The sequence below is a fragment of the Aeromonas sp. 102P genome (genome assembly GCF_051920345.1).
Taxonomy (GTDB): Bacteria; Pseudomonadota; Gammaproteobacteria; order Enterobacterales; family Aeromonadaceae; genus Aeromonas; species Aeromonas veronii.
This window is the reverse complement of sequence record NZ_JBQBCZ010000001.1, coordinates 1,248,957-1,267,893: the sequence shown is the minus strand read 5'-3', so window position 1 is coordinate 1,267,893 and position 18,937 is coordinate 1,248,957. Positions and strand designations below refer to the sequence as shown.

Sequence of the window (18,937 nt, the reverse complement as noted above, 5' to 3'; positions counted from 1 at the left end):
CTCAGGTTCAGAGAAATAAAAAAGCCGCTCACTCGAGCGGCTTTTTGTTGGCACTTTGGTCGGTACGAACCCGCCTTCAGGCCGTAGTGGTACTGGTTCCGAAGTAGTCGGCCAGGAAGTCATCGAACGACAGGCTGTCGCTGCGCTCACGTTCGCGCTGCTTGGCCAGCGAATCCTTCGCCTCACCGGCAAAGTAGGCCTCATCCCAGTACTGCAGCTCCCCTGCCAGCAGCTCCCCGCGATAGCGGGTCGCCAGCTTGTCACCGTAGCAGCCGTTGTCCTTGCCACTCTCCAGCAGCTCCTTGAGCATGCGGGCAGAGTAGGTGAGCTCGGGGTTGAGCAGCTTCTCGCGATGCATCGCCAGCGTCTCACGATAGCGGTTGCGGCCACAGCAGCGATCCAGCAGATCGGCCACCTGAGCCAGCTCGTCGAACAGTTTGAGTCCGTACTCTTTGAGGCCAATGGCATTGCCCTGCTCATCTTCAAGCGTCAGGCCGGGACGACGCCCTTCCAGCACCACCTTGTTCTGGTTGCGGCGGTTGCGGGCAATCTCCTCGTCACTCAGCACCGGAGAGGGGCGCAGCAGGCACCAGACCAGGAACAGGTCGAAGAAGCGGATCTGATCCGCATCGATGCCGAGCGGGGTGAAGGGGTTGACGTCCACGGTGCGCAGCTCGATGTATTCGATGCCGCGCTGATCCAGCGCATCCGAGGGCTTCTCGCCGCTGCGCGGGGTGCGCTTGGGGCGGATCGGGGCGTATAGCTCGTTCTCCAGCTGCAACACGTTGTCGTTGAGCTGACGATACTCCCCATCCACCTTGACCCCGATCTTGGCAAAGTCGGGATTGTGGGTGTTGATGGCGCGGCGCAGGCTGCTGACATAGGCCGGCAGATTGTCGTGGCTGATCTTGAGCCCAGCTTGGGCGCTGTTGGTGTAACCGAGATCGGAGAGACGCAGCGCAGTGGCGTAAGGCAGATAGAGGGTGCCCTTGCCGGTCTTCTCGAACGGCAGGTTGCTCTTGCGCCCTTTGAGGAAGGATTCGCAGATGGCCGGGGAGGCACCAAACAGATAGGGTACCAGCCAGCCGAAGCGGTAGACGTTGCGAATAAGCCCCATGTACTTGTCGGAGATAAAGCGCTGGCTGCAGCATCCTTCGCACACCAGATCCTGCCACTCGCTCCAGAAGCTGTCGGGCATGGAGAAGTTGAAGTGCACCCCGGCGATCACCTGCATCAGGCTGCCGTAGCGGTTCTTCAAGCCCTGACGGTAGAGGGTTTTCATCTTGCCGATATTGGAGCTGCCGTACTGGGCCAGCCGAATGCTCTCTTCCCCACCGACGAAGCAGGGCATGGAGAGCGGCCAAATCCGCTCGTCACCCAGATGCTGAATCACATGGTGATGGATGTCGCCGAGCTGCTCCATCAGGCTGTCGATGGAGTCGGTGGCCGGGGTGATGAACTCCAGCAGGCTCTCCGAGTAGTCGGTGGTGATATTGGGATGGGTCAGGGCCGAGCCCAGCGCCCGGGGATGGTCACTCTGGGCGAGTCGGCCATCCGGCGTGATGCGCAGGCATTCACGTTCGATCCCGCGCCGGATCCCCTTGAGCGCGGTGAGGCGCTCCGGTGATCCCAACGCATTCAGCAACTCGGTGAGCGACAAGCTTGTTGTAGTCATATTCACGGCTCATGTGAGGCCGCCCCATCCGGGGCGGCTCTTGATTTTTATAAAGCGTCAGTTACGGCAACTGCAGCGGATAGATGGGAAGATGAAGCTCCTTCAGGGGTTTTTCAAGCTTTTGCTTGTCTCCCACCACCACGATCACCATGTCGGCCGGATTGAGCCAACGGGCCGCACTGGCCTTCAGCGCCTCGGGCGACACCGTCTTGATCAGGTTGTTCTGGGCCTGCACATAGTCCGGCTTCAGGTCATACATCACCATCTGCAGCAGGAAGCCCGCCTTCTGGCCCAAGGTCTCGTAAGAGAGGGCATCCTGCTGGGAGACCGCGCTGCGCATATAGGCCAGCTCGACCGGGGTCGGGCCGCTCTTGCGGTAGTTGTCCATCTCCTTGAGGAACTGGCGGATGGCATCCACGGTCGCATCGGCCCGCACATTGGCGCCGGTGGCGAAGGAGCCCACCTCGCGGTTGGCAGAGAAACCCGAGCTGGCGCCGTAGGTGTAGCCCTTGTCTTCCCGCAGGTTGAGGTTGATGCGGCTGTTGAAGTTGCCACCCAGGTTGAAGTTCATCAGCCCGGCGGTGAAGTAATCCCCCGTGGTATCGAACGGCATGGCGCGACGACCGATGCGGATCACCGACTGGGGTGCCCCCGGCTTGTCGACCAGATAGATGCCAGGCTTGGCCTGCTCACCCTTGAGCTTGAGATCCCCCAGGGTCGGCGTGGCCCCCTTCCACTCGGTCAGGAAGCCGAGTTGCTCCTCGATCTGCTTCTGGCCCACATCACCGACCACCACCACTTTGGCATTGGTGGGGTTGTAGTAGGCCTGATAGAAGTGTTTCACGTCCGCCAGGGTCAGCTTGGCCACATCGGCCGCTACCCCGTCGGTAGGTTGACCGAGGCGGTTTTGCTTGCCGTAGACCAGCTCGCGGAACGCCTGCCCGGCCAGCCACTCGGGCTGTTGCTGGGCCTGTTGCATCCCTTGCAGCAGCTGCGCCTTGACCCGCTCGAAGTCCGCCTCCCGCATGCCCGGACGCTCCAGCACCTCGCGCACCAGCGCCAGGGTCTGGGGCAACTTGTCCGCCAGCGAGCTGACGGTGATGAGGTTGTTGTACTGGGCGCTGGAGACATCAATGCTTGATCCCAGCTTTTGCAGCTCGTCGCTCAGCTGAGCCTCGGTCAGGCGCACCGTGCCCTGCCCCATCATGGCGGCGGTCAGATTGGCTAGCCCCAGTTGCCCCTTATCTTCGGCACGAATGCCGCCCGGCAGGGCGATCATGATGGAGATGGCGGGGATCTCGTCACTTTTGGTGCCAATAATCTCGATGTTCTTGTCGAGCTTGCCGTGCCAGATGGCGGGCACCTTGACGCTCACCGCCTCGCTAGCCTTGGGCTGCACGCTGCGATCGAAATTGTCTTTTACCGGTCGTTCGGCCAGCGCCTCGTCATGCTTGCTGTAATCCGGCAGCTCGCGCTTGGCGGGGGTAAAGTTCGGGGTGGCAACCTGCCACTCGGTCTTGCCCTTGGGCACCACGCTCAGCACCACTGCAGGCTTGTCGGCGATGAACTTGTCGTAGGCGGCCTTCACCTGCTCCGGTGTCACCTTGCCGATGGCATCCAGCGTCTTGAACACATAGTTGGGATCCTGGGCAAACACCTGACCCATTGCGAGCTGGCTCACCTTGCCGGATACGCTGTCCAGACCCCAGATGGCGGAGGCACGGTACTTGGCGATCGCCTTCTCCAGATCTTCCGGCTTGAGGCCGCGCTGGGCAAACTCGCCGATCACCTTGTCCACCTCCCCCTTGAGGGTCTTGAGGCTGCCATCCTGCGACGGATTGGGATAGGCGTAGACCGTCAGGGTACAGGCCAACTCTTCGCAGTAGTGAGACGCGCCCACATCGATCGCCTTGCCGGTTTTCACCAGCGACTGGTAGAGCATGGAGCTGGCGGAACCGCCCAGCACGTCGGCAAACATGTCGAGCGCAGGCTCCTGCGGATCGCCAAGGGAGACGGTGGGGTAGCTGATATAGAGCAGCGGCAGGTGTACCTTGTCCTGCAGCGTCACGTAACGGGTCTCGGGCAGGGTCACCGGCTTTGGCGTCGGCTCGGCCACGTCCGGGCCGCGCGGGATGGAGCCGAAGTACTTCTCGATCCATTCGAGGGCCTGCTTGCTGTCAAAGTCGCCGCCCAGAGTCAGGGTGGCATTGTTGGGGCCATACCAGCGCAGGAAGAACTGCTTGAGGTCGTTCACATCGACCCGGTCGAGATCTTCCACGTAACCGATAGGCTGCCAGGAGTAGGGGTGAGTACGCGGATAGAGCGCCTCCCCCACCTTCTCGCTCACCAGCCCGTACGGCTGGTTATCGACCCGCTGGGCCCGCTCGTTCTTGACGGTGGCGCGCTGGATCTCGAACTTCTTCTGGCTCACCGCATCGAGCAGGAAGCCCATCCGATCTGCCTCCAGCCAGAGCACTTTTTCCAGCTGGTTGGCCGGCACTGTCTCGTAGTAGTTGGTGCGATCCTTGTTGGTGGTGCCGTTCATGTCACCACCGGCCTCGTTGATGATCCGCATGTGCTCCTGATCACCGACGTGTTTCGAGCCCTGGAACATCATGTGCTCGAAAAAGTGGGCGAAACCGGACTTGCCGAGCGTCTCGCGGGATGAACCGACGTGATAGGTCACATCGAGGTGCACCAGCGGATCGGAGCGGTCGGGGGCCAGGATCACAGTCAGGCCGTTGTCCAGCTTGTACATCTGGTAGGGGATGGCGAGCTTGCTCTCCTCCTTGCCCTGTTCGGCAATCAGGGTCGGTGCCGCCAGCACCGGCAGGGTGAAGCCCAGCAGAATCGTTAAAGGTATGACTTTGTTCACGGTAACCTCGTGAGTGACAAAAACAGGCTAGAAAATGTGACTGGCCAGCAGAAAAACCAGGGCATAACGGAACAATTTGCCGAGCCCGATCAGAATGAGAGAGCGCCAGAAGGAGAGGCGCAGCCAACCGGCCAACAGACAGAGACCATCACCGACCACCGGCGTCCAGGCAAGCAGCAGACACCAGTGACCATGTTGTTTGAGCCAGCCTAAGGCTTTTTGTTCCCCACGGCCTTGAAAATCTTCCGGTTTTTTCTTGAAGGTGGCGAGCCAGCCGAGCCACCAGGTGGTCATGGATCCGAGGATATTGCCCAGCGTCGCCCACAGCAGCAGGCTCGCCATGCTCCACTCCCCCTTGGCCGCCATGGCCCCCAGCAGCACTTCGGAGCTGCCGGGCAGCAGGGTGGCGGAGGTAAAGGCGCTTAAAAAGAGCCACCCCAGCCCCATCTCCATCATCTCGCTCATCCGGGATAGCCGTCGGCCGCAGGCATCCGCAGCAGCAGCTTGCCGCGCACATGGCCCCCTTCGATAGCCTGATGGGCCAGCGCCCCCTCAGCCAGAGCGAACTCACCGGCGAGGGTGACCTTCACCTCCCCCTGACGCAGCAGCATCAGCATCTGACCCAGCTGCTTCTGGTCAGGGTGAACCAGCATGCCGACCACCTCGATACCCGCCGCAGCACCCGCATCCTTGATCTGCTGGGCGGTAATGGTAGGCACAGTCACCAGGCGGCCACCCGGTTTGACACAGGCCAGCGCCGCCTTGCCGCTTTCGCCGCCCACCAGATCCAGCACCAGATCGACCTGACCGGCCTCTGCCACCACCTGTGCTGGCCAGTTCGCATCATGGTAATCCACCATCCAGCGCGCCCCCAGTGCGTGCAGGAAGCCATGGTTGTCGGGGCTGGCGGTAGCCACCACCTCGGCGCCATAGGCGCTGGCAAACTGCACCGCAAGATGGCCGACACCACCGGCACCGGCGAGGATCAATACCCGCTGACCGCTCTGGAGGGCGCCGTGCTCAAGCAGCCCCTGCCAAGCGGTGAGACCGGCCAGTGGCAGCGCCGCACCCTGCTGCAGGCTCACTCCGTCGAGCTTGACCAGCTCGCCTTCGCTTGCCACCACAGACTCCCCGTAGCCACCGGCAGCGAGGGGAAAGCCGACCATGCCGCACACCAAATCCCCCTCGACCAGCGAGGTCACACCGGGGCCAACCTTCTCCACCACGCCGGAGATGTCATAACCCGGCGTCCAGGGCAGCTTGTCCTTGTTCTGGGCCGCCGCCCAGCCAAGACCGGCGCGGGTTTTGGCATCGATGGGATTGACCCCCGCAAAGCTGATGCGCACCCGCACTTCGCCATCGGCTGGCACCTTATCGAGGGAAGGGTTGAGCCTGAGTACCGAGGGGTCACCGAATGCGGTAATCTGTAGTTGCGTCATAGCACAATCCATCCTGTTGATTGATCAAGGGTCAACAGAATAACAGCGAGGACACCATGGCTCGAATGTTTCTTATTCCTCTGTTGCTGGCACTGGGGTGGTGGGCATTTCTGCTCTACTTCCGCATCCCGCTCAAACAGGGGGCCAAGGGGTTTTACTGGATCATCGGCATCGGTGGCGGACTGGCCGCCTTCCTCAGCCTGATGATGGTGCTGACTCACTGAGTGCCAAGCCACTCGATAACGAAAAAGGCCACCGAGTTCCGGTGGCCTTCTCACTATCCGGGTTGCTGCTCCAGCGCCGGATTGAGGTAGTAGTGGCGATTGCTCCCCTGCCCCAGCACCCCTTGCGACAGCAGATGATGGAACACCCGATCCACCTCCTCCAGCGAGAGTGACAACGCCTGTGCCACCGAGCGCTTGCTGCACTTGAGCTCACCGCTCACCAGCGCACCGCGCACCTGTGCCAGCACTTCGGGGGCGGGCTCGGGGGGCATGATGGGCTCTGGCTGGGCTGCCATCGCTAACGCCTCCTGCGCCTCTCTGCGAGCTTGATCCTGCTGCCAGCGCCACATCCGGCGAAAGCGGTTCTCCTCGCCGATCAGGCTAACGAAGAAGGCGCCGAACACGTCGAGCAGCACCGAGAGGAAGCAGACCAGCAGGAACTGCACCTGACTGATGCTCATCCCCACCCCGTCCGCCAGACTGCTCATCAGCCCCAACATGGAGGATTGTTCGTTGACCGGCTTGGCATCGCGCTGCTGACGCAGCTCATCCTGCTGCAAGCGCAGCTTGGTGTTGGCGTGCTGCAACGAGGAGACGCCACTGGAGATGCGCTCCAGCTCGATATATTTGCGGGCCGCCTCCTCGTTGAGCTGGATCTGCCGCTCGATGCTGGCGATCTGCTCGTCGAAACGGGCCAGTTCCCGTTCGTGGCGCGCCTGCTGGCTCAGTACCGTGTTGGTGGCGCTGTTGATGCCACCAATACTGCCGCCGATGGAGATGGCCGCCAGCACGCTGTAAAACAGCAGCGACCAGAAAGCACCACTCAAATCCCGCCGCGCCTTGCGCTCGCCGTACTCGTACCAGACGTAAAACTTGCCCAGTTCGAAAATGATGGCCAGCCCGCCAAACAGCCACTTCATCAGCGGGTTGTCATCGATGGAGAGGAACAGCAGCAGGGAGAAGATAATGGAAGCCAGAATGGCCAACCCGGTGAAACTGTATACCGTCGTCAGAGCAAACCACCCCTTGGGGTAGCGCAATGTAGAGGAGTCCTGTGTGGTCATGATGAAGGGGTGTGCTGTGCAGGAAAAGTTGGCTGCCGATTATAGTCGCCAGACTCGCCCAGAGAAGGGCAAATGACTGAATTCCTTCAGATTGGCAACCAGCTGCCCAGAGTGCGACCAAAACGGACAAATTGGCAGCAGAAAAGCGCTACAATCCCCCTCCTGACTTCATCGTGTGGCGAGATGATATGCGATTCCGCCCGGGTTCAGCCCGCAGACGTATACTCATCCGCCGTTGCAATTATCCGAGGCCATCATGAACAGTAAGACCACTTTGCTACTCTCCCTTCTTCTGGTTACCGGCAGCGCCGCAGCGACCCAGCAATATCAAGAGAGCAGTGGCTCCGAATTCTCCGTCGATGAGCTTAAATTCAATCTGGACTGGGATGACAAGCAGTTCGGCTGGACCCAGAACGACTGCCTCGACTTGGGGGTCGGCGAAACCGCCCCGGCCGACTGCAGGGCAGTCAAATTCAATCTGGAAGATGAAGAGAACCGCAACCAGCCGCCGCAAACCAACCAGCTCCCTGCCAACGCGCAGAGTGGCCAATAACGACAGGAGTACCCTGGCGATGACCCAAGCCAAACACAACCCCGTTATCCAGCGTGGCGCCCTGCTGCTCTCCCTGCTCATGGCGCACGGCATCGCGGTTGCGGCACCGCCAAGCAAAAATAGCGATGGCATCAAGATCTCCGGTGATGACATCAAGATCAATCTCGACTGGGATGACAAAGAGTACGACTGGTGGCAGGACAACTGCCTGGATCTTGGCATTGGCGACAGCCGGATCAAACTCAACTGCGACAAGATGGATGGCAAGTACCGGGATCACTACAACCGCAGTATCCACAGCGGCAATAACCCCGGGCAAGGTCACGACAAACAGAAGGATAAAAACAAGGGCAACGGCAAGAAGAACTGAACGCCCTCTCCTGATGCAACAGGGGCTTGGCGCCCCTGTACTGATTGTTTTACCAATAATTCTCCGCACTGATATTGCCCGGCGCCCGGCGCAGATTCTTGGCCAACCCCAGTGCCAGCAAGGTCTGCTGGGTCTCTTTCACCATCTCCGGATTGCCGCAGATCAGCACTTGACTCAGCTCGGGTGAGAACTCCAACCCCACTCTAGCCTGCAGCTGACCATTGGCAATCGCCGCCGGGATCCGCCCTGCCATTGCATCGGGCCAAGGCTCGCGGCTGACAAAGGGGACATAGCGGAAGCGCGCGCCATATTGCTCGGCAAAGCTGGCAATCAAACCCTGATAGCTCAGCTCTTCGCCTTTGCGCACCCCGTGCACCAACACCAAATTCTCGAAACGGTTGAAGGCCTCACCCTCGGCCAACATGGAGAGGAAGGGGCCGATGGCAGTGCCGGTCGAGAGCAGCCAGAGATCGCGCCCGGCAGCCACCTCATCCAGCGTCAGAAAGCCGGTGGCCTGGGATTGCACCAGCAGGATATCGCCTGCTTGCAGCGAGCCGAGCGAGGGAGTCAGCTCACCGCTCGGGATCTCGACCAGATAGAACTCGTGGTATGGCGCAGAGGGGGGATTGACGAAGGAGTAGGCGCGCTGAATGCGGCGATCGCCCTGCTCGAGGGCCAGCTTGGTGAATTGGCCTGCCTTGTAGGGAGCCAGCTCGGCCGCTACCCGCAGGGAGAACAGAGTGGGTGTCCATTCGATGCGTTCGATGACGCGACCTTCTACCCAAGCCATAAAGATCTCCTCCAGTGGAACAGACCTTCACTCTACCCCCGGGCCGGAAAATAAAAAACCCGCGCAAAAGCGCGGGTTTTCTCTGCAAAAGCGAATCGCTATTACAGGGCAACAACCTGGATCTGTACGGTTGCTTTAACGTCAGCGTGCAGCTGAACAGCAACTTCGTAGTCACCGGTGTTACGCAGAACGTTGCCCATGCGGACTTCGCTCTTGGCAACGGCTACGCCGGCAGCAGTGATGGCTTCAGCCACGTCACGGGTACCGATGGAACCGAACAGCTTACCTTCGTCGCCAGACTTGGAAGCGATAACCACGGTAGCCAGTTCGGCCAGCTTGGCAGCACGCTCTTCAGCAGCAGCTTTGTTGGCAGCCAGTTTGGCTTCCAGCTCAGCGCGACGAGCACCGAAAGCTTCGATGTTGGCCTTGGTGGCCATAACAGCTTTGCCTTGCGGGATCAGGTAGTTACGGGCATAACCAGATTTCACGGAAACTTGGTCACCCAGACCGCCCAGTTTGGCGATTTTGTCGAGCAGGATAACTTGCATTACCTTTCCTCTATAAATTTCGTTGAGTTAGGCTTAAGTGCCGGGCCGATTCTTACTTGTTGTGCAGATCGGTGTACGGCAGCAGAGCCAGGTAACGAGCACGCTTGATGGCGCGTGCCAGCTGACGCTGATACTTGGCGCGGGTACCGGTGATACGGCTCGGTACGATCTTGCCAGATTCAGTGATGTAGTTTTTCAGAGTAACGATATCTTTGTAGTCGATCTCGGTAACGTTCTCGGCGGTGAAGCGGCAGAACTTACGACGACGGAAATAACGTGCCATGGCCTTTATCCTCTAGTCAGTGATCCAGAATTACTCTTCGGAAGCAGCTTCAGTAGCTTCTTCGCGGCGCTCGTCGTCACGACGGGTGAAGCGCTCTTCTTTGGCCTTGGCCATCGGAGAAACTTCAGTCACGGCGTGCTTGGTGCGCATGATCATGTTGCGGATAACGGCATCGTTGAAGCGGAAGTTGGTTTCCAGCTCATCGATAACGGCTTGCTCTGCTTCTACGTTCATCAGAACGTAGTGGGCTTTGTGCAGTTTGTCGATCGGGTAAGCCAGCTGACGGCGGCCCCAATCTTCCAGGCGATGAATGGTACCACCGGAGGTGGTGATGGCGCCGGTGTAACGCTCGATCATGCCGGGAACTTGCTCGCTCTGGTCCGGATGAACCATGAAGACGATTTCGTAATGACGCATTTTAGCTCCTTACGGATTAATTCAGCCTCCGCCCAGGTGCAGCCAGACCTCGGAGGCAAGGAACATAAAGGTGTTTAGTCGCTGCTTTTCTAGGGCGGCGTATTGTACGAAATCACATCCCTCACTGCAACTGACTGCCTTAAATGTTTTTCCCGATGGAAATCATCAGAAACAACAATTGATAACAATTATCATTTAGATCTATTCTCTCTCCATATCCTTATGGAGGGTGATGCCATGCAACCCGCACTGACGACTACGATTCCAGCCCGCAAATTCAAACTGACCCTGCTCGGGCCTGCCTTTATCGCCGCCATCGGCTATATCGACCCGGGCAACTTCGCCACCAATATTCAGGCGGGCTCTACCTTTGGTTACCAGTTGCTCTGGGTAGTGGTATGGGCCAACCTGATGGCCATGGTGGTGCAAACCCTCTCGGCCAAACTCGGTATCGTCACCGGCAAGAATCTGGCGGAGCACATCCGCGACCGACTGCCAAAACCCGCGGTCTGGGCCTACTGGGTACAGGCAGAGATCATCGCCATGGCCACCGATCTCGCCGAATTTATCGGCGCCGCAGTCGGCTTCAAGCTGCTGCTTGGCGTGACCTTGCTTCAAGGGGCCTGCATCACCGCCGTGGTAACCTGGGGGATCCTGATGCTGCAATCCCGCGGCCAGAAACCGCTGGAGTTCGTGGTCGGTGGCCTGCTGCTGTTTGTCGCGGCGGCCTACATCGTCGAGCTGATCTTCTCCCGCCCCCATCTGCCCAGCCTGCTGGAGGGCGCCCTCTTCCCCGGTCTGCCCAACAGCGATGCCGTCTATCTGGCCGCCGGTGTACTCGGTGCCACCGTGATGCCCCACGTTATCTACCTGCACTCGGCACTGACCCAGCACACGCAGGATCAGGGTTCAGTCAGCCAGCGGCTGCACACCACTCGGGTCGATGTGGCGATTGCCATGACCATCGCCGGCTTCGTCAATCTGGCGATGATGGCGATGGCGGCCGCTGCGTTCCACAGCTCGGGCCACCAGCAGGTAGCGGAGCTGGAATCCGCCTACCAGACCCTCACTCCGCTGCTGGGTCAGGCAGCAGCCACCCTGTTTGGCCTCTCGCTGGTCGCATCTGGCATCAGCTCTACCGTGGTAGGGACCCTGGCCGGGCAAGTGGTGATGCAGGGCTTTGTCCGCTTTACCATCCCGGTCTGGCTGCGTCGCGCCATCACCATGGCTCCCGCCTTCGTGGTAATCGCTATGGGGCTCAACACCACCGAAATTCTGGTGTTGAGTCAGGTGATCCTGAGCTTTGGCATCGCGCTGGCCCTGATCCCGCTGTTGATGCTGACCGGCGATCGGGAGCTGATGGGGCAACATCGCAACCATCCCGTCACACAAGCCGTCGGCCGCCTTATCGTTGCGCTGGTGATCGGGCTCAATGCCTATCTGTTGGTCGCCATGATCTAGCGAACCGTAAAACCGAGAAGAGAGGCTCATTAACTCTGGTTAATGAGCCTCTTCGCACTTTGGCGTATGCTGCCGCTTTCTCTTCTCATTTATCGTTGCGGGAGCCTTGCCATGGAACACACCCGAGCCAGCTTCGTACTGGGCCATCATCAGGAGCAGGCCTGCGTGGTCTGCTGCCAGCCCGGTGACACCACGCTGCTGGTCACCGACCTCACCCCCTTTCATCCCCAAAGCCATCTCTGGCCCGATCAGCCGGGGGATGTGGGCCATGCACGCTGGGAAGGTGGCGACGCTGCCATCGGCCCTTGCCGGATGGGGGCCATCAGCCCGGATGGCGAGCTGTTCGTCGACACCGATATTCCGGTAAAACGAGGGGCTGAGGGGTGGAGGTTCGTGGTGGTACACCCCTTGGCGGGCGAGCACAGCTTGCCTGTCGGTAGTCTGGTCGAGTTACAGGTCGATAGCGCGGCACGCCACGCCCTGAGTCTGGGCCACAGCGGCTGCCATCTGGCAGCGCTCGCCCTCAACCGGACTCTCACCCCTTACTGGCGTAAAGAGGCGAGCGAGCTCGATGTACTGGGTCAACCCGATTTTGACCGTCTCGCCATTCAGAGTTCAAGAGTCGAGCCTTGCGGTTCGCGGGAGCAGTACCGCATCGGCAAGAGCCTGCGCAAGAAGGGGGTCAACAGCGAGGCGCTGCTGGCAGACTTGGCGGTGATTGAAGAGAAGGTCAACCGGCAGCTGGCCGACTGGATTGCAGCTGGGGGCGAGATCCGCCGCAGCCGCGCTGGCGAGGCGATCATCGATTCCCGTTACTGGCACTGCATGCTGGAAGGCCAGGAGGTCACCATCCCCTGTGGCGGCACCCATGTTGCCTCGCTCGCCGAGTTGGGAGAAGTCAAGATAGAGCTTACTCAAGTGGAAGAGGGCTTTGCCATGCTGACCCGGGTCATCCCAACCGGCGCCTGAGTCGCAGACTTGACTACTCAGGGCTAACGCCCAAATTGGCAATAGAGAAGTATCGCAAATGAGGGGGCATAATCATGCCCCTCAACGTCAGTCATGACGGGCCGATGCTTCTCTTTTAACCATACCCTGATTAGAATGCGCCTCCCACAGGAGGCACATCACCCATGAGTAGTACCCAACTACGCACCACCCCGGATCGACTTCGTTATCTGGTTCTCTACGAAGGCATCGGGCTGTCACTGGTAGCACCGCTGATCAGCCTGCTGTTCGGTCAGGGCGTCGCCGAGGTCGGTTCGCTGGCCATCTTCTTCTCCATCGTCGCCACTGCCTGGACCTACGGCTGGAATCTGTTGTTCGACAAGGGGTTGCTCAAACTGTGCGGGCGTACCAACAAGCGACCACTGGACCGCTTCCTGCACGCATTTGGCTATGAGGCGAGCTTCATGATGCTCTCCCTCCCCTGCGTCATGTTCTGGCTCGATCTGGGAGTGTGGGACGCCCTGATGCTGGATCTCGGCTTCGTTGCCTTCTACCTCGCCTACATCATGGTCTTTACCTGGGCCTATGAGCGGATCTGGCCGCTGCCATCCAACCCGCAGACGGCATAAGGCCTCAGCCGCAACGAGGCCGACAGAAGGAAAAGTCAGGAAGGACTAATAGGAAGGATGGGAGAATTCCATAAAAACAATGCCAGTCAGCGAGCTGACTGGCATTGGACAAAACAGACTTTCGGACTTACTTGACGGCGTCTTTCAGAGCCTTGCCAGCCACGAATGAAGGCACGTTGGCAGCAGCAATCTGGATCTCTTTACCAGTTTGCGGGTTACGACCGGTGCGGCCTGCGCGGTGGGTGACCTTGAAGGTGCCAAAACCGACCAGTTGCACAGCATCGCCTTCTTTCAAGCTCTGGGTAATACCATTGATGATCTCTTCCAGAGCCACTTTGGCCTGAGCTTTGCTCAGATCTGCTTTGGCGGCAATCGCATCGACAAGTTGAGCTTTGTTCATAACATTTCCTTTATGATCGGGCATTTAGCGCTGGGTCACTCTATGCAAAAAAAAACTCACAGGCAAAGCCTTTATCGAGCCGAACGCGTCAAACGCTGGGGTTTTCATCAAGATCTGCGGAAATAGTCACATTCCACACGCGAAAAACCGTGAGCAGGCCTGAAACCTGCTAGCACGCAGACACGATCTGCTGACTATTTCTTCGCCACTTAACATTATCCCCCCATGGCTATTGACGCTTGCCCAGATTTTCCCTAGTTATAGGTTGTGTCACTGCTCAAACGGCTCGGAATACCGAACAATCGGCCAGCCTTTGCCCCACGGAGGGATAGGGATTATGTTGACGAAACTGGAACAGACCAAGCAGGCGCTGGCAGGCAAGCATAAGGCTATCGACGACTGGCTGGATGCAAGGCAAGCGTTGCTGGTTGGATACATGCAGCTGGCAGGCCTCACTCCGGCGCGGACCAAGCAACGCAGCCTGCCCAAAACAGAAGAGCTGCATCAGTTTTGCGACCGCCTGGTCGACTATGTCAGTGCAGGCCATTTCGAGATCTACCACCACGTCGTCACCGCCTTCGAGCAAGCCAGCGGCGAAACTCTGGAGCTGGCCAAGCGCATCTATCCCCATATTCGTAACAGCACTGAATTCGCCCTCGAGTTCAACGACAAATACAGTGATGCCGACGAGGCCCAATTGCTGCTACTGGATGATGATCTCAACGAGTTGGGCCCGGTTCTGGAAGAGCGGTTCAAACAGGAGGACCGCCTGGTCAAGGCGCTTCATGTGGTGGAATCCTTGAGTACCCAGCAAGCCTGAATGCCATTTTCGGAGCAAGTTCAAGATACTGGCAACCAAGGTGGATTACACTCAGAGCAATGACCCTAGCGTCCACACTTATTGCATACAGGAGATGAGCATGTCTGAGCGCCGCCGTTTTGCACGGATCCTCTACTTGACCATGGCAGAACTCACCCAGGGGGAACAGAAGTGGCAGACCCAGCTTGTCGACGTCTCCTTGCAGGGAGCCCTGCTGATCCGCCCCGACGACTGGGAGAGCCGTGACAACAAGGAGTACCAGCTCAGCTTTATCCTGAGCGGTAGCGATATCGAGATCAAAATGCAGGTCGAGCTGACCCACGAAGCCAGCAAGAAATTGGGTTTCTACTGCCACCACATCGATATCGACAGTGCCACCCACCTCAAGCGGATGATCGAGCTCAACGTCGGCGACGAAGAGCTGCTCCACCGCGAGCTGGAACAACTGCTGAGCGAACATCTGGAACATAGCCAGCCCTGATGGCAGGTTCCAGCCCATAAAAAAGAGCGCCGAGGCGCTCTTTTTCCGTTGTGCTGTTGTATCGATTGCAATGCTGAGGGATTACAGCGCCTCGAGTGCCTCAGACAGCTTCTTGACCGGCACCACTTCCATCCCTTCGATGGGATGCTTGGGGGCATTGGCGTGCGGCACGATGGCACGACGAAAACCGTGTTTGGCCGCCTCCTGCAACCGCTCCTGGCCGGACGGCACAGGGCGAATTTCACCGGAAAGGCCCACTTCGCCGAACACCACCAGATCCTTGGGCAGCGCCTGGTCCCGGAAGCTGGAGACCATCGCCAGCAGCAGCGCCAAGTCCGCACTGGTCTCCTCGACCTTGACCCCGCCGACCACGTTGATGAAGACATCCTGATCCGCCATCTGCAACCCACCGTGACGGTGCAGCACCGCCAGCAACATAGCGAGCCGGTTGTGATCCATCCCCACCGCCACCCTGCGCGGGTTGGAGAGCTGGGAGTAGTCCACCAGCGCCTGCAACTCCACCAGCAGCGGTCGGGTACCCTCCCAGATAACCATGACGATGGAACCGGGCGCCTGCTCCTGCCCCCGGCTGAGGAAGATGGCGGAGGGGTTGCTCACCTCGCGCATCCCCTGTTCGGTCATGGCAAAGACCCCCAGCTCGTTGACCGCACCGAAGCGGTTCTTGTGGGAACGCAGAGTCCGAAAACGGGAGTCATGGCCACCATCAAGCAGCACAGAGCAGTCGATGCAGTGCTCCAGCACCTTGGGGCCCGCCAGACTGCCATCCTTGGTCACATGACCCACCATGAAGATGGCCACATGATTCTGTTTGGCGTAGCGGGTCAGCAGCGCCGCAGCTTCACGCACCTGAGAGACAGAACCTGGGGACGATTGCACATCCGCCACATGCATCACCTGAATGGAGTCAATCACCATGATCTGCGGCTGCTCCTGCTGAGCAATCAGGCAGATCTGCTCGACGCTGGTCTCGGAGAGCATCCGCAGCTTGTCGGTGGGCAGCCCAAGGCGGTTGGCCCGCATCGCCACCTGCTGCAGCGACTCCTCGCCGGTGACATAGAGTGTTTTCATCCGCTCTGCGAGACCACACATGGTCTGCAGCAGCAAGGTCGACTTGCCCGCCCCCGGGTTGCCGCCAATCAGAATGGCCGAGCCTGGCACCACACCGCCACCAAGCACCCGATCCAGCTCCTTGAAACCTGAGGTAAAACGGGGAATTTCGGTGGTGGCGATCTCTGCCAGTGTCTGTACCTGACTGCCGACCGCGCCGGCATAACCGGTGTAACGGGCACTCTTGCCAGCGGGGCTCACCGAACCGAGGCGCACCTCGGTGATGGTATTCCACTCCTTGCACTCGCTGCATTGACCTTGCCAGCGTGTGAAGTCGGCACCACATTCGGAACAAACATAAGCAGTTTTATTTTTGGCCATTGATAACTCGGGGACAGGATGAATTCCTGCTTGATATACTTGTTTGCGACCGACAGATCAAACCCAGAATCGGAAAAGTGACTTTCCGTGGCAGGAACAAATGGATTCAGAACACCAGCAACATCTGATTGAACAACTCGTCCCCTTGCTGCGGGAGAAAGATTTCGAGGAGATCTTCAACCGCATGACCCAGGAGGAAAACAGCAACAGCCGTTTTCTGATCAAGATGGAGCTCAAGCGCAAGTGCTCCCCCTGCCGCAGGGTCATCGACATGCGCGATGAGCTGGAGGATGAGTGCCTGGTGCATGAGTTCGACGGCATCACTCACTTCATGCCCGCCGATGCGATAGCCCTTTTCCAGTCCCAGTGCTATCTCTACCGCGATATCTATACCCTCGGTGTCTACGAGGCGCTGCAACAGTGGCAAAAACAGCACCACAACGCCCGCGTGGATGGTCAGCTGTCGCCGCCGGCCAGCCCCTTCCGGCAATATGATGTCAACACCATTGCCTTTGCCAGTTACTACGGCCGCCGTCAGGAGCGGATGCACTTCAGCTCGCCGGTGCTGATCAAGTTTCAGGATGGTGAGAAGCTGTTCGCCAAGAGTTCCGATCTCTCGCTGGGTGGCATGCGGGTCTCGGTTCCCTATCTGCCGAATTATCACACCGGCGCCCAAGTGGAGGTCTTCTTTACCGGACTGGAGCGGGACACCCCCAATCCGGTGCTGCACCAGCCGGTCGGCTATCAGATCCTTGGCGAAGAGAGCAAAGAGGGGAAATACTGGCTGCGGCTGGTGCGCTCCGGCGAACAGCCAGCCTTTGATGCCTTCCTCAGCGACTTTATCGATGCCAACAAGATCCGCTATCGGGTCAGTGTCGACTATCTGCTCTCCGCCGCCATCATCAAGGGGTATGAGCAGTTCTATCTGCCACGGATGACCGGCATGCCGCTCTTCTTCGGCACCGGCGACAGCCCCAATCTCGAGATAGCCCTGCGTACGGAAAACAACCAGCACCTGCTGGAGTATTGGCGCGATGAGAAAAACCGCGATGCCCTCGCGGGACTTTTCAGCGCAGAACGGATGAAACGGCTCTGCCCGGCCCCCGGCACCACCACCGAGACCATCATCTACTGCTTTACCCACACGGTGCGCAGCCACATCTACTTCTTCTCCGCCACCGCCGAGGAGCTGCGTCAGAGTGGCCTCACCGCCCTCTTCTTCCAGGTAGGCTCCCGCCGCCCCAGCTGGCGAGTCTACAAGTTCACGCTGGAGGCGTGCGATCTGATCGAGGCGGATGTGGGGCAACTGCAGGGGCAGGACAACCCGCAGTTACAAGACATCCTGCTGCTCGAGCGGCTCAAGCAGATCGGCTATTGCGGCCTGCTGCAGGAGATCGGCCTGGAGTCCCAGCGGGAAGAGTTCCATCAGGAGGGGGTCAGCAACAACGCCAACGAGCTGCAACGCTTTGGTCACGAACAGGGAGTTGCCCCCTTCGAGATCGAGACCCTGCACTATGTTCAGCTGCGCAAGGAGTCGCGCTACATCCACAAGACCGCGGTCGCCATCCATCACAACGGCAAATCCTGGATCGGCTGGACCCGCGACATCTCGACTCACGGCCTGCAAATCGAGCTGGAAGATGCCTTTATCGGCGAGAAGAACGATGTGGTGACCATCGCCCTGCCCCGCTTGCAGGAGCTTTCCAAGAGCATGGATCTGCAGCGCCTCTCCTACCGGCTGGTCAGCCTCAACATGACCCGCACCGTGCTGCACCTCTGCATCGAAGGGGATTCGGATCGCCATACCGGCCGCCAGTTCTTCAGCCTGCTGATCGAGAGCAACCAGAACAAGCTCAAGGCGGCGCAGGAGCAGCGTCGCTATCGTGGGCTGGCGCGGGCACTGCGCAACATCTATACCCACCACCTGTTCAACTCACCGGTCTACGTCAACAAGCTGAAAGGCGCCCCCAAACCGGCCTCCATCGGCAAATCCCTGCAACCGCGCAGTCTGCAGCGGTTGCTGCAAGCCTGTGCCGAGCTGCCGGAGCAGGAGAACCTCTATCCGCTGTTCCAGGGGGAGCTGCTCAAGGAGCTGCTGATGAACCCGCTGCGCGCCATCGAGCGGGAGGACAAACCGAGAGAGGACGAGGTCTATATCGCCAGCATCCAGACCAAGGCCGGCCTGCCCATCTTCAGCAGCCGACTGGCCAGCAGCTTTGCCAACGTCAAAGAGAAGCGTCAGTTCATCGAGCTAGCACAGCAACAGGGGGAGTTCTACTCGGTGCTGGTCGGCATCTCCCGTACCGGACGGCCCGACACCAACTTCATCGCCAACGAGTTGGACTACATCGCCAAGTTCGCCATCCACAAGGCGCGCAAGCTGGAAGAGGAGCTGTGGAGCGTGGTGGGGGTAGGAGAACTGACCGATACCACCCAGGCCACCCTGTTCCGCTTTGGCATCACGCCGCCGCTGAACTGATGATCCGGAAACAGACAGAATTGAAACAGGGC

General features: G+C 59.3%; 20 protein-coding genes. 9 read left to right on the top strand and 11 right to left on the bottom strand.

Annotated elements, in window-relative coordinates:
* Positions 1-76: 76 nt before the first annotated feature.
* The 4 genes from gshA to ACTG1K_RS06100 form a co-directional block, all read right to left on the bottom strand.
* A complete protein-coding gene (gene gshA / locus ACTG1K_RS06115; RefSeq protein WP_374842105.1) occupies positions 77-1,675 on the bottom strand; it encodes a glutamate--cysteine ligase in 1,599 nt (532 codons plus the stop codon).
* Between the two features lie 61 nt (positions 1,676-1,736).
* Positions 1,737-4,550: a M16 family metallopeptidase gene (locus ACTG1K_RS06110; RefSeq protein ID WP_440004951.1), complete on the bottom strand. Its 2,814-nt coding sequence runs from the start codon at positions 4,548-4,550 to the stop codon at positions 1,737-1,739.
* 27 nt (positions 4,551-4,577) lie between these two features.
* A complete protein-coding gene (locus ACTG1K_RS06105) occupies positions 4,578-5,015 on the bottom strand; it encodes a YqaA family protein (RefSeq protein WP_440004950.1) in 438 nt (145 codons plus the stop codon).
* Positions 5,012-5,989, bottom strand: coding sequence for an NADP-dependent oxidoreductase (locus ACTG1K_RS06100; protein ID WP_362786321.1), 978 nt, complete (start codon positions 5,987-5,989; stop codon positions 5,012-5,014). Before ACTG1K_RS06100 ends, ACTG1K_RS06105 begins: the two co-directional genes overlap by 4 nt.
* A gap of 56 nt (positions 5,990-6,045) precedes the next feature.
* Between ACTG1K_RS06100 and ACTG1K_RS06095 the strand changes: the two genes are divergently transcribed.
* Positions 6,046-6,213, top strand: a complete 168-nt coding sequence (locus ACTG1K_RS06095) for a hypothetical protein (protein WP_005308905.1) — start codon at positions 6,046-6,048, stop codon at positions 6,211-6,213.
* A gap of 53 nt (positions 6,214-6,266) precedes the next feature.
* Here ACTG1K_RS06095 and ACTG1K_RS06090 read toward each other — a convergent pair whose 3' ends face one another.
* Entirely contained in the window at positions 6,267-7,277 is a 1,011-nt protein-coding gene (locus ACTG1K_RS06090) for a Preprotein translocase subunit SecY (RefSeq protein ID WP_110304074.1), read from the bottom strand.
* Positions 7,278-7,533: 256 nt separating this feature from the next.
* Between ACTG1K_RS06090 and ACTG1K_RS06085 the strand changes: the two genes are divergently transcribed.
* Together ACTG1K_RS06085 and ACTG1K_RS06080 are read left to right on the top strand one after the other, a co-directional pair.
* A complete protein-coding gene (locus ACTG1K_RS06085; RefSeq protein WP_110304073.1) occupies positions 7,534-7,830 on the top strand; it encodes a hypothetical protein in 297 nt (98 codons plus the stop codon).
* Between the two features lie 19 nt (positions 7,831-7,849).
* Positions 7,850-8,200, top strand: a complete 351-nt coding sequence (locus ACTG1K_RS06080) for a hypothetical protein (protein ID WP_162507950.1) — start codon at positions 7,850-7,852, stop codon at positions 8,198-8,200.
* A gap of 49 nt (positions 8,201-8,249) precedes the next feature.
* Here ACTG1K_RS06080 and ACTG1K_RS06075 read toward each other — a convergent pair whose 3' ends face one another.
* The 4 genes from ACTG1K_RS06075 to rpsF all read right to left on the bottom strand — a co-directional run bounded on the left by ACTG1K_RS06075 (position 8,250) and on the right by rpsF (position 10,238).
* Positions 8,250-8,990: a ferredoxin--NADP reductase gene (locus ACTG1K_RS06075; protein WP_110304072.1), complete on the bottom strand. Its 741-nt coding sequence runs from the start codon at positions 8,988-8,990 to the stop codon at positions 8,250-8,252.
* A 101-nt stretch (positions 8,991-9,091) separates the two neighbouring features.
* Positions 9,092-9,538 (bottom strand): 50S ribosomal protein L9, encoded by a 447-nt coding sequence (gene rplI / locus ACTG1K_RS06070; RefSeq protein ID WP_005340490.1) that lies wholly within the window; start codon positions 9,536-9,538, stop codon positions 9,092-9,094.
* A gap of 52 nt (positions 9,539-9,590) precedes the next feature.
* Positions 9,591-9,821, bottom strand: coding sequence for a 30S ribosomal protein S18 (gene rpsR, locus ACTG1K_RS06065; RefSeq protein WP_005308890.1), 231 nt, complete (start codon positions 9,819-9,821; stop codon positions 9,591-9,593).
* A gap of 30 nt (positions 9,822-9,851) precedes the next feature.
* The gene (rpsF, locus tag ACTG1K_RS06060; RefSeq protein WP_005308887.1) at positions 9,852-10,238 is read right to left on the bottom strand and encodes a 30S ribosomal protein S6; all 387 of its coding nucleotides are present in this window, start codon (positions 10,236-10,238) and stop codon (positions 9,852-9,854) included.
* Positions 10,239-10,475: 237 nt separating this feature from the next.
* Here rpsF and ACTG1K_RS06055 point away from each other — a divergent pair, with 237 nt between their 5' ends.
* The 3 genes from ACTG1K_RS06055 (at position 10,476) to ACTG1K_RS06045 (ending at position 13,276) form a co-directional block, all read left to right on the top strand.
* Positions 10,476-11,699, top strand: coding sequence for an Nramp family divalent metal transporter (locus ACTG1K_RS06055; RefSeq protein ID WP_440004949.1), 1,224 nt, complete (start codon positions 10,476-10,478; stop codon positions 11,697-11,699).
* 111 nt (positions 11,700-11,810) lie between these two features.
* Entirely contained in the window at positions 11,811-12,668 is an 858-nt protein-coding gene (locus ACTG1K_RS06050; protein ID WP_440004948.1) for a hypothetical protein, read from the top strand.
* 164 nt (positions 12,669-12,832) lie between these two features.
* On the top strand, positions 12,833-13,276 hold the full coding sequence (locus tag ACTG1K_RS06045) for a PACE efflux transporter (protein WP_440004947.1): 444 nt from the start codon (positions 12,833-12,835) through the stop codon (positions 13,274-13,276).
* Positions 13,277-13,403: 127 nt separating this feature from the next.
* On the opposite strand, the gene hupA is transcribed toward ACTG1K_RS06045, so the two are convergent.
* Positions 13,404-13,676, bottom strand: a complete 273-nt coding sequence (gene hupA, locus ACTG1K_RS06040; protein ID WP_005340484.1) for a nucleoid-associated protein HU-alpha — start codon at positions 13,674-13,676, stop codon at positions 13,404-13,406.
* 337 nt (positions 13,677-14,013) lie between these two features.
* Between hupA and ACTG1K_RS06035 the strand changes: the two genes are divergently transcribed.
* Positions 14,014-14,496 carry an Rsd/AlgQ family anti-sigma factor gene (locus ACTG1K_RS06035; protein ID WP_005348975.1) on the top strand — a complete coding sequence of 161 codons (483 nt, stop codon included), beginning with the start codon at positions 14,014-14,016 and terminating at the stop codon, positions 14,494-14,496.
* Between the two features lie 100 nt (positions 14,497-14,596).
* Positions 14,597-14,977: a PilZ domain-containing protein gene (locus ACTG1K_RS06030; protein WP_005340482.1), complete on the top strand. Its 381-nt coding sequence runs from the start codon at positions 14,597-14,599 to the stop codon at positions 14,975-14,977.
* Positions 14,978-15,058: 81 nt separating this feature from the next.
* On the opposite strand, the gene radA is transcribed toward ACTG1K_RS06030, so the two are convergent.
* Positions 15,059-16,426, bottom strand: a complete 1,368-nt coding sequence (radA, locus tag ACTG1K_RS06025) for a DNA repair protein RadA (RefSeq protein WP_005340481.1) — start codon at positions 16,424-16,426, stop codon at positions 15,059-15,061.
* Positions 16,427-16,526: 100 nt separating this feature from the next.
* Between radA and ACTG1K_RS06020 the strand changes: the two genes are divergently transcribed.
* Positions 16,527-18,905: a PilZ domain-containing protein gene (locus tag ACTG1K_RS06020; RefSeq protein WP_058056750.1), complete on the top strand. Its 2,379-nt coding sequence runs from the start codon at positions 16,527-16,529 to the stop codon at positions 18,903-18,905.
* Positions 18,906-18,937 lie beyond the last annotated feature (32 nt).

Bases quoted from the DNA above. Each gene is read 5' to 3' on its own strand.
- ACTG1K_RS06055 (WP_440004949.1), top strand. From the start codon at position 10,476: ATGCAACCCGCACTGACGACTACGATTCCAGCCCGCAAATTCAAACTG.
- rplI (WP_005340490.1), bottom strand. From the start codon at position 9,538: ATGCAAGTTATCCTGCTCGACAAAATCGCCAAACTGGGCGGTCTGGGT.
- gshA (WP_374842105.1), bottom strand. From the start codon at position 1,675: ATGACTACAACAAGCTTGTCGCTCACCGAGTTGCTGAATGCGTTGGGA.
- ACTG1K_RS06085 (WP_110304073.1), top strand. From the start codon at position 7,534: ATGAACAGTAAGACCACTTTGCTACTCTCCCTTCTTCTGGTTACCGGC.
- ACTG1K_RS06105 (WP_440004950.1), bottom strand. From the start codon at position 5,015: ATGAGCGAGATGATGGAGATGGGGCTGGGGTGGCTCTTTTTAAGCGCC.
- ACTG1K_RS06045 (WP_440004947.1), top strand. From the start codon at position 12,833: ATGAGTAGTACCCAACTACGCACCACCCCGGATCGACTTCGTTATCTG.
- ACTG1K_RS06080 (WP_162507950.1), top strand. From the start codon at position 7,850: ATGACCCAAGCCAAACACAACCCCGTTATCCAGCGTGGCGCCCTGCTG.
- rpsF (WP_005308887.1), bottom strand. From the start codon at position 10,238: ATGCGTCATTACGAAATCGTCTTCATGGTTCATCCGGACCAGAGCGAG.
- rpsR (WP_005308890.1), bottom strand. From the start codon at position 9,821: ATGGCACGTTATTTCCGTCGTCGTAAGTTCTGCCGCTTCACCGCCGAG.
- radA (WP_005340481.1), bottom strand. From the start codon at position 16,426: ATGGCCAAAAATAAAACTGCTTATGTTTGTTCCGAATGTGGTGCCGAC.
- ACTG1K_RS06020 (WP_058056750.1), top strand. From the start codon at position 16,527: ATGGATTCAGAACACCAGCAACATCTGATTGAACAACTCGTCCCCTTG.
- ACTG1K_RS06075 (WP_110304072.1), bottom strand. From the start codon at position 8,990: ATGGCTTGGGTAGAAGGTCGCGTCATCGAACGCATCGAATGGACACCC.
- ACTG1K_RS06030 (WP_005340482.1), top strand. From the start codon at position 14,597: ATGTCTGAGCGCCGCCGTTTTGCACGGATCCTCTACTTGACCATGGCA.
- ACTG1K_RS06095 (WP_005308905.1), top strand. From the start codon at position 6,046: ATGGCTCGAATGTTTCTTATTCCTCTGTTGCTGGCACTGGGGTGGTGG.
- ACTG1K_RS06100 (WP_362786321.1), bottom strand. From the start codon at position 5,989: ATGACGCAACTACAGATTACCGCATTCGGTGACCCCTCGGTACTCAGG.
- hupA (WP_005340484.1), bottom strand. From the start codon at position 13,676: ATGAACAAAGCTCAACTTGTCGATGCGATTGCCGCCAAAGCAGATCTG.
- ACTG1K_RS06090 (WP_110304074.1), bottom strand. From the start codon at position 7,277: ATGACCACACAGGACTCCTCTACATTGCGCTACCCCAAGGGGTGGTTT.
- ACTG1K_RS06050 (WP_440004948.1), top strand. From the start codon at position 11,811: ATGGAACACACCCGAGCCAGCTTCGTACTGGGCCATCATCAGGAGCAG.
- ACTG1K_RS06035 (WP_005348975.1), top strand. From the start codon at position 14,014: ATGTTGACGAAACTGGAACAGACCAAGCAGGCGCTGGCAGGCAAGCAT.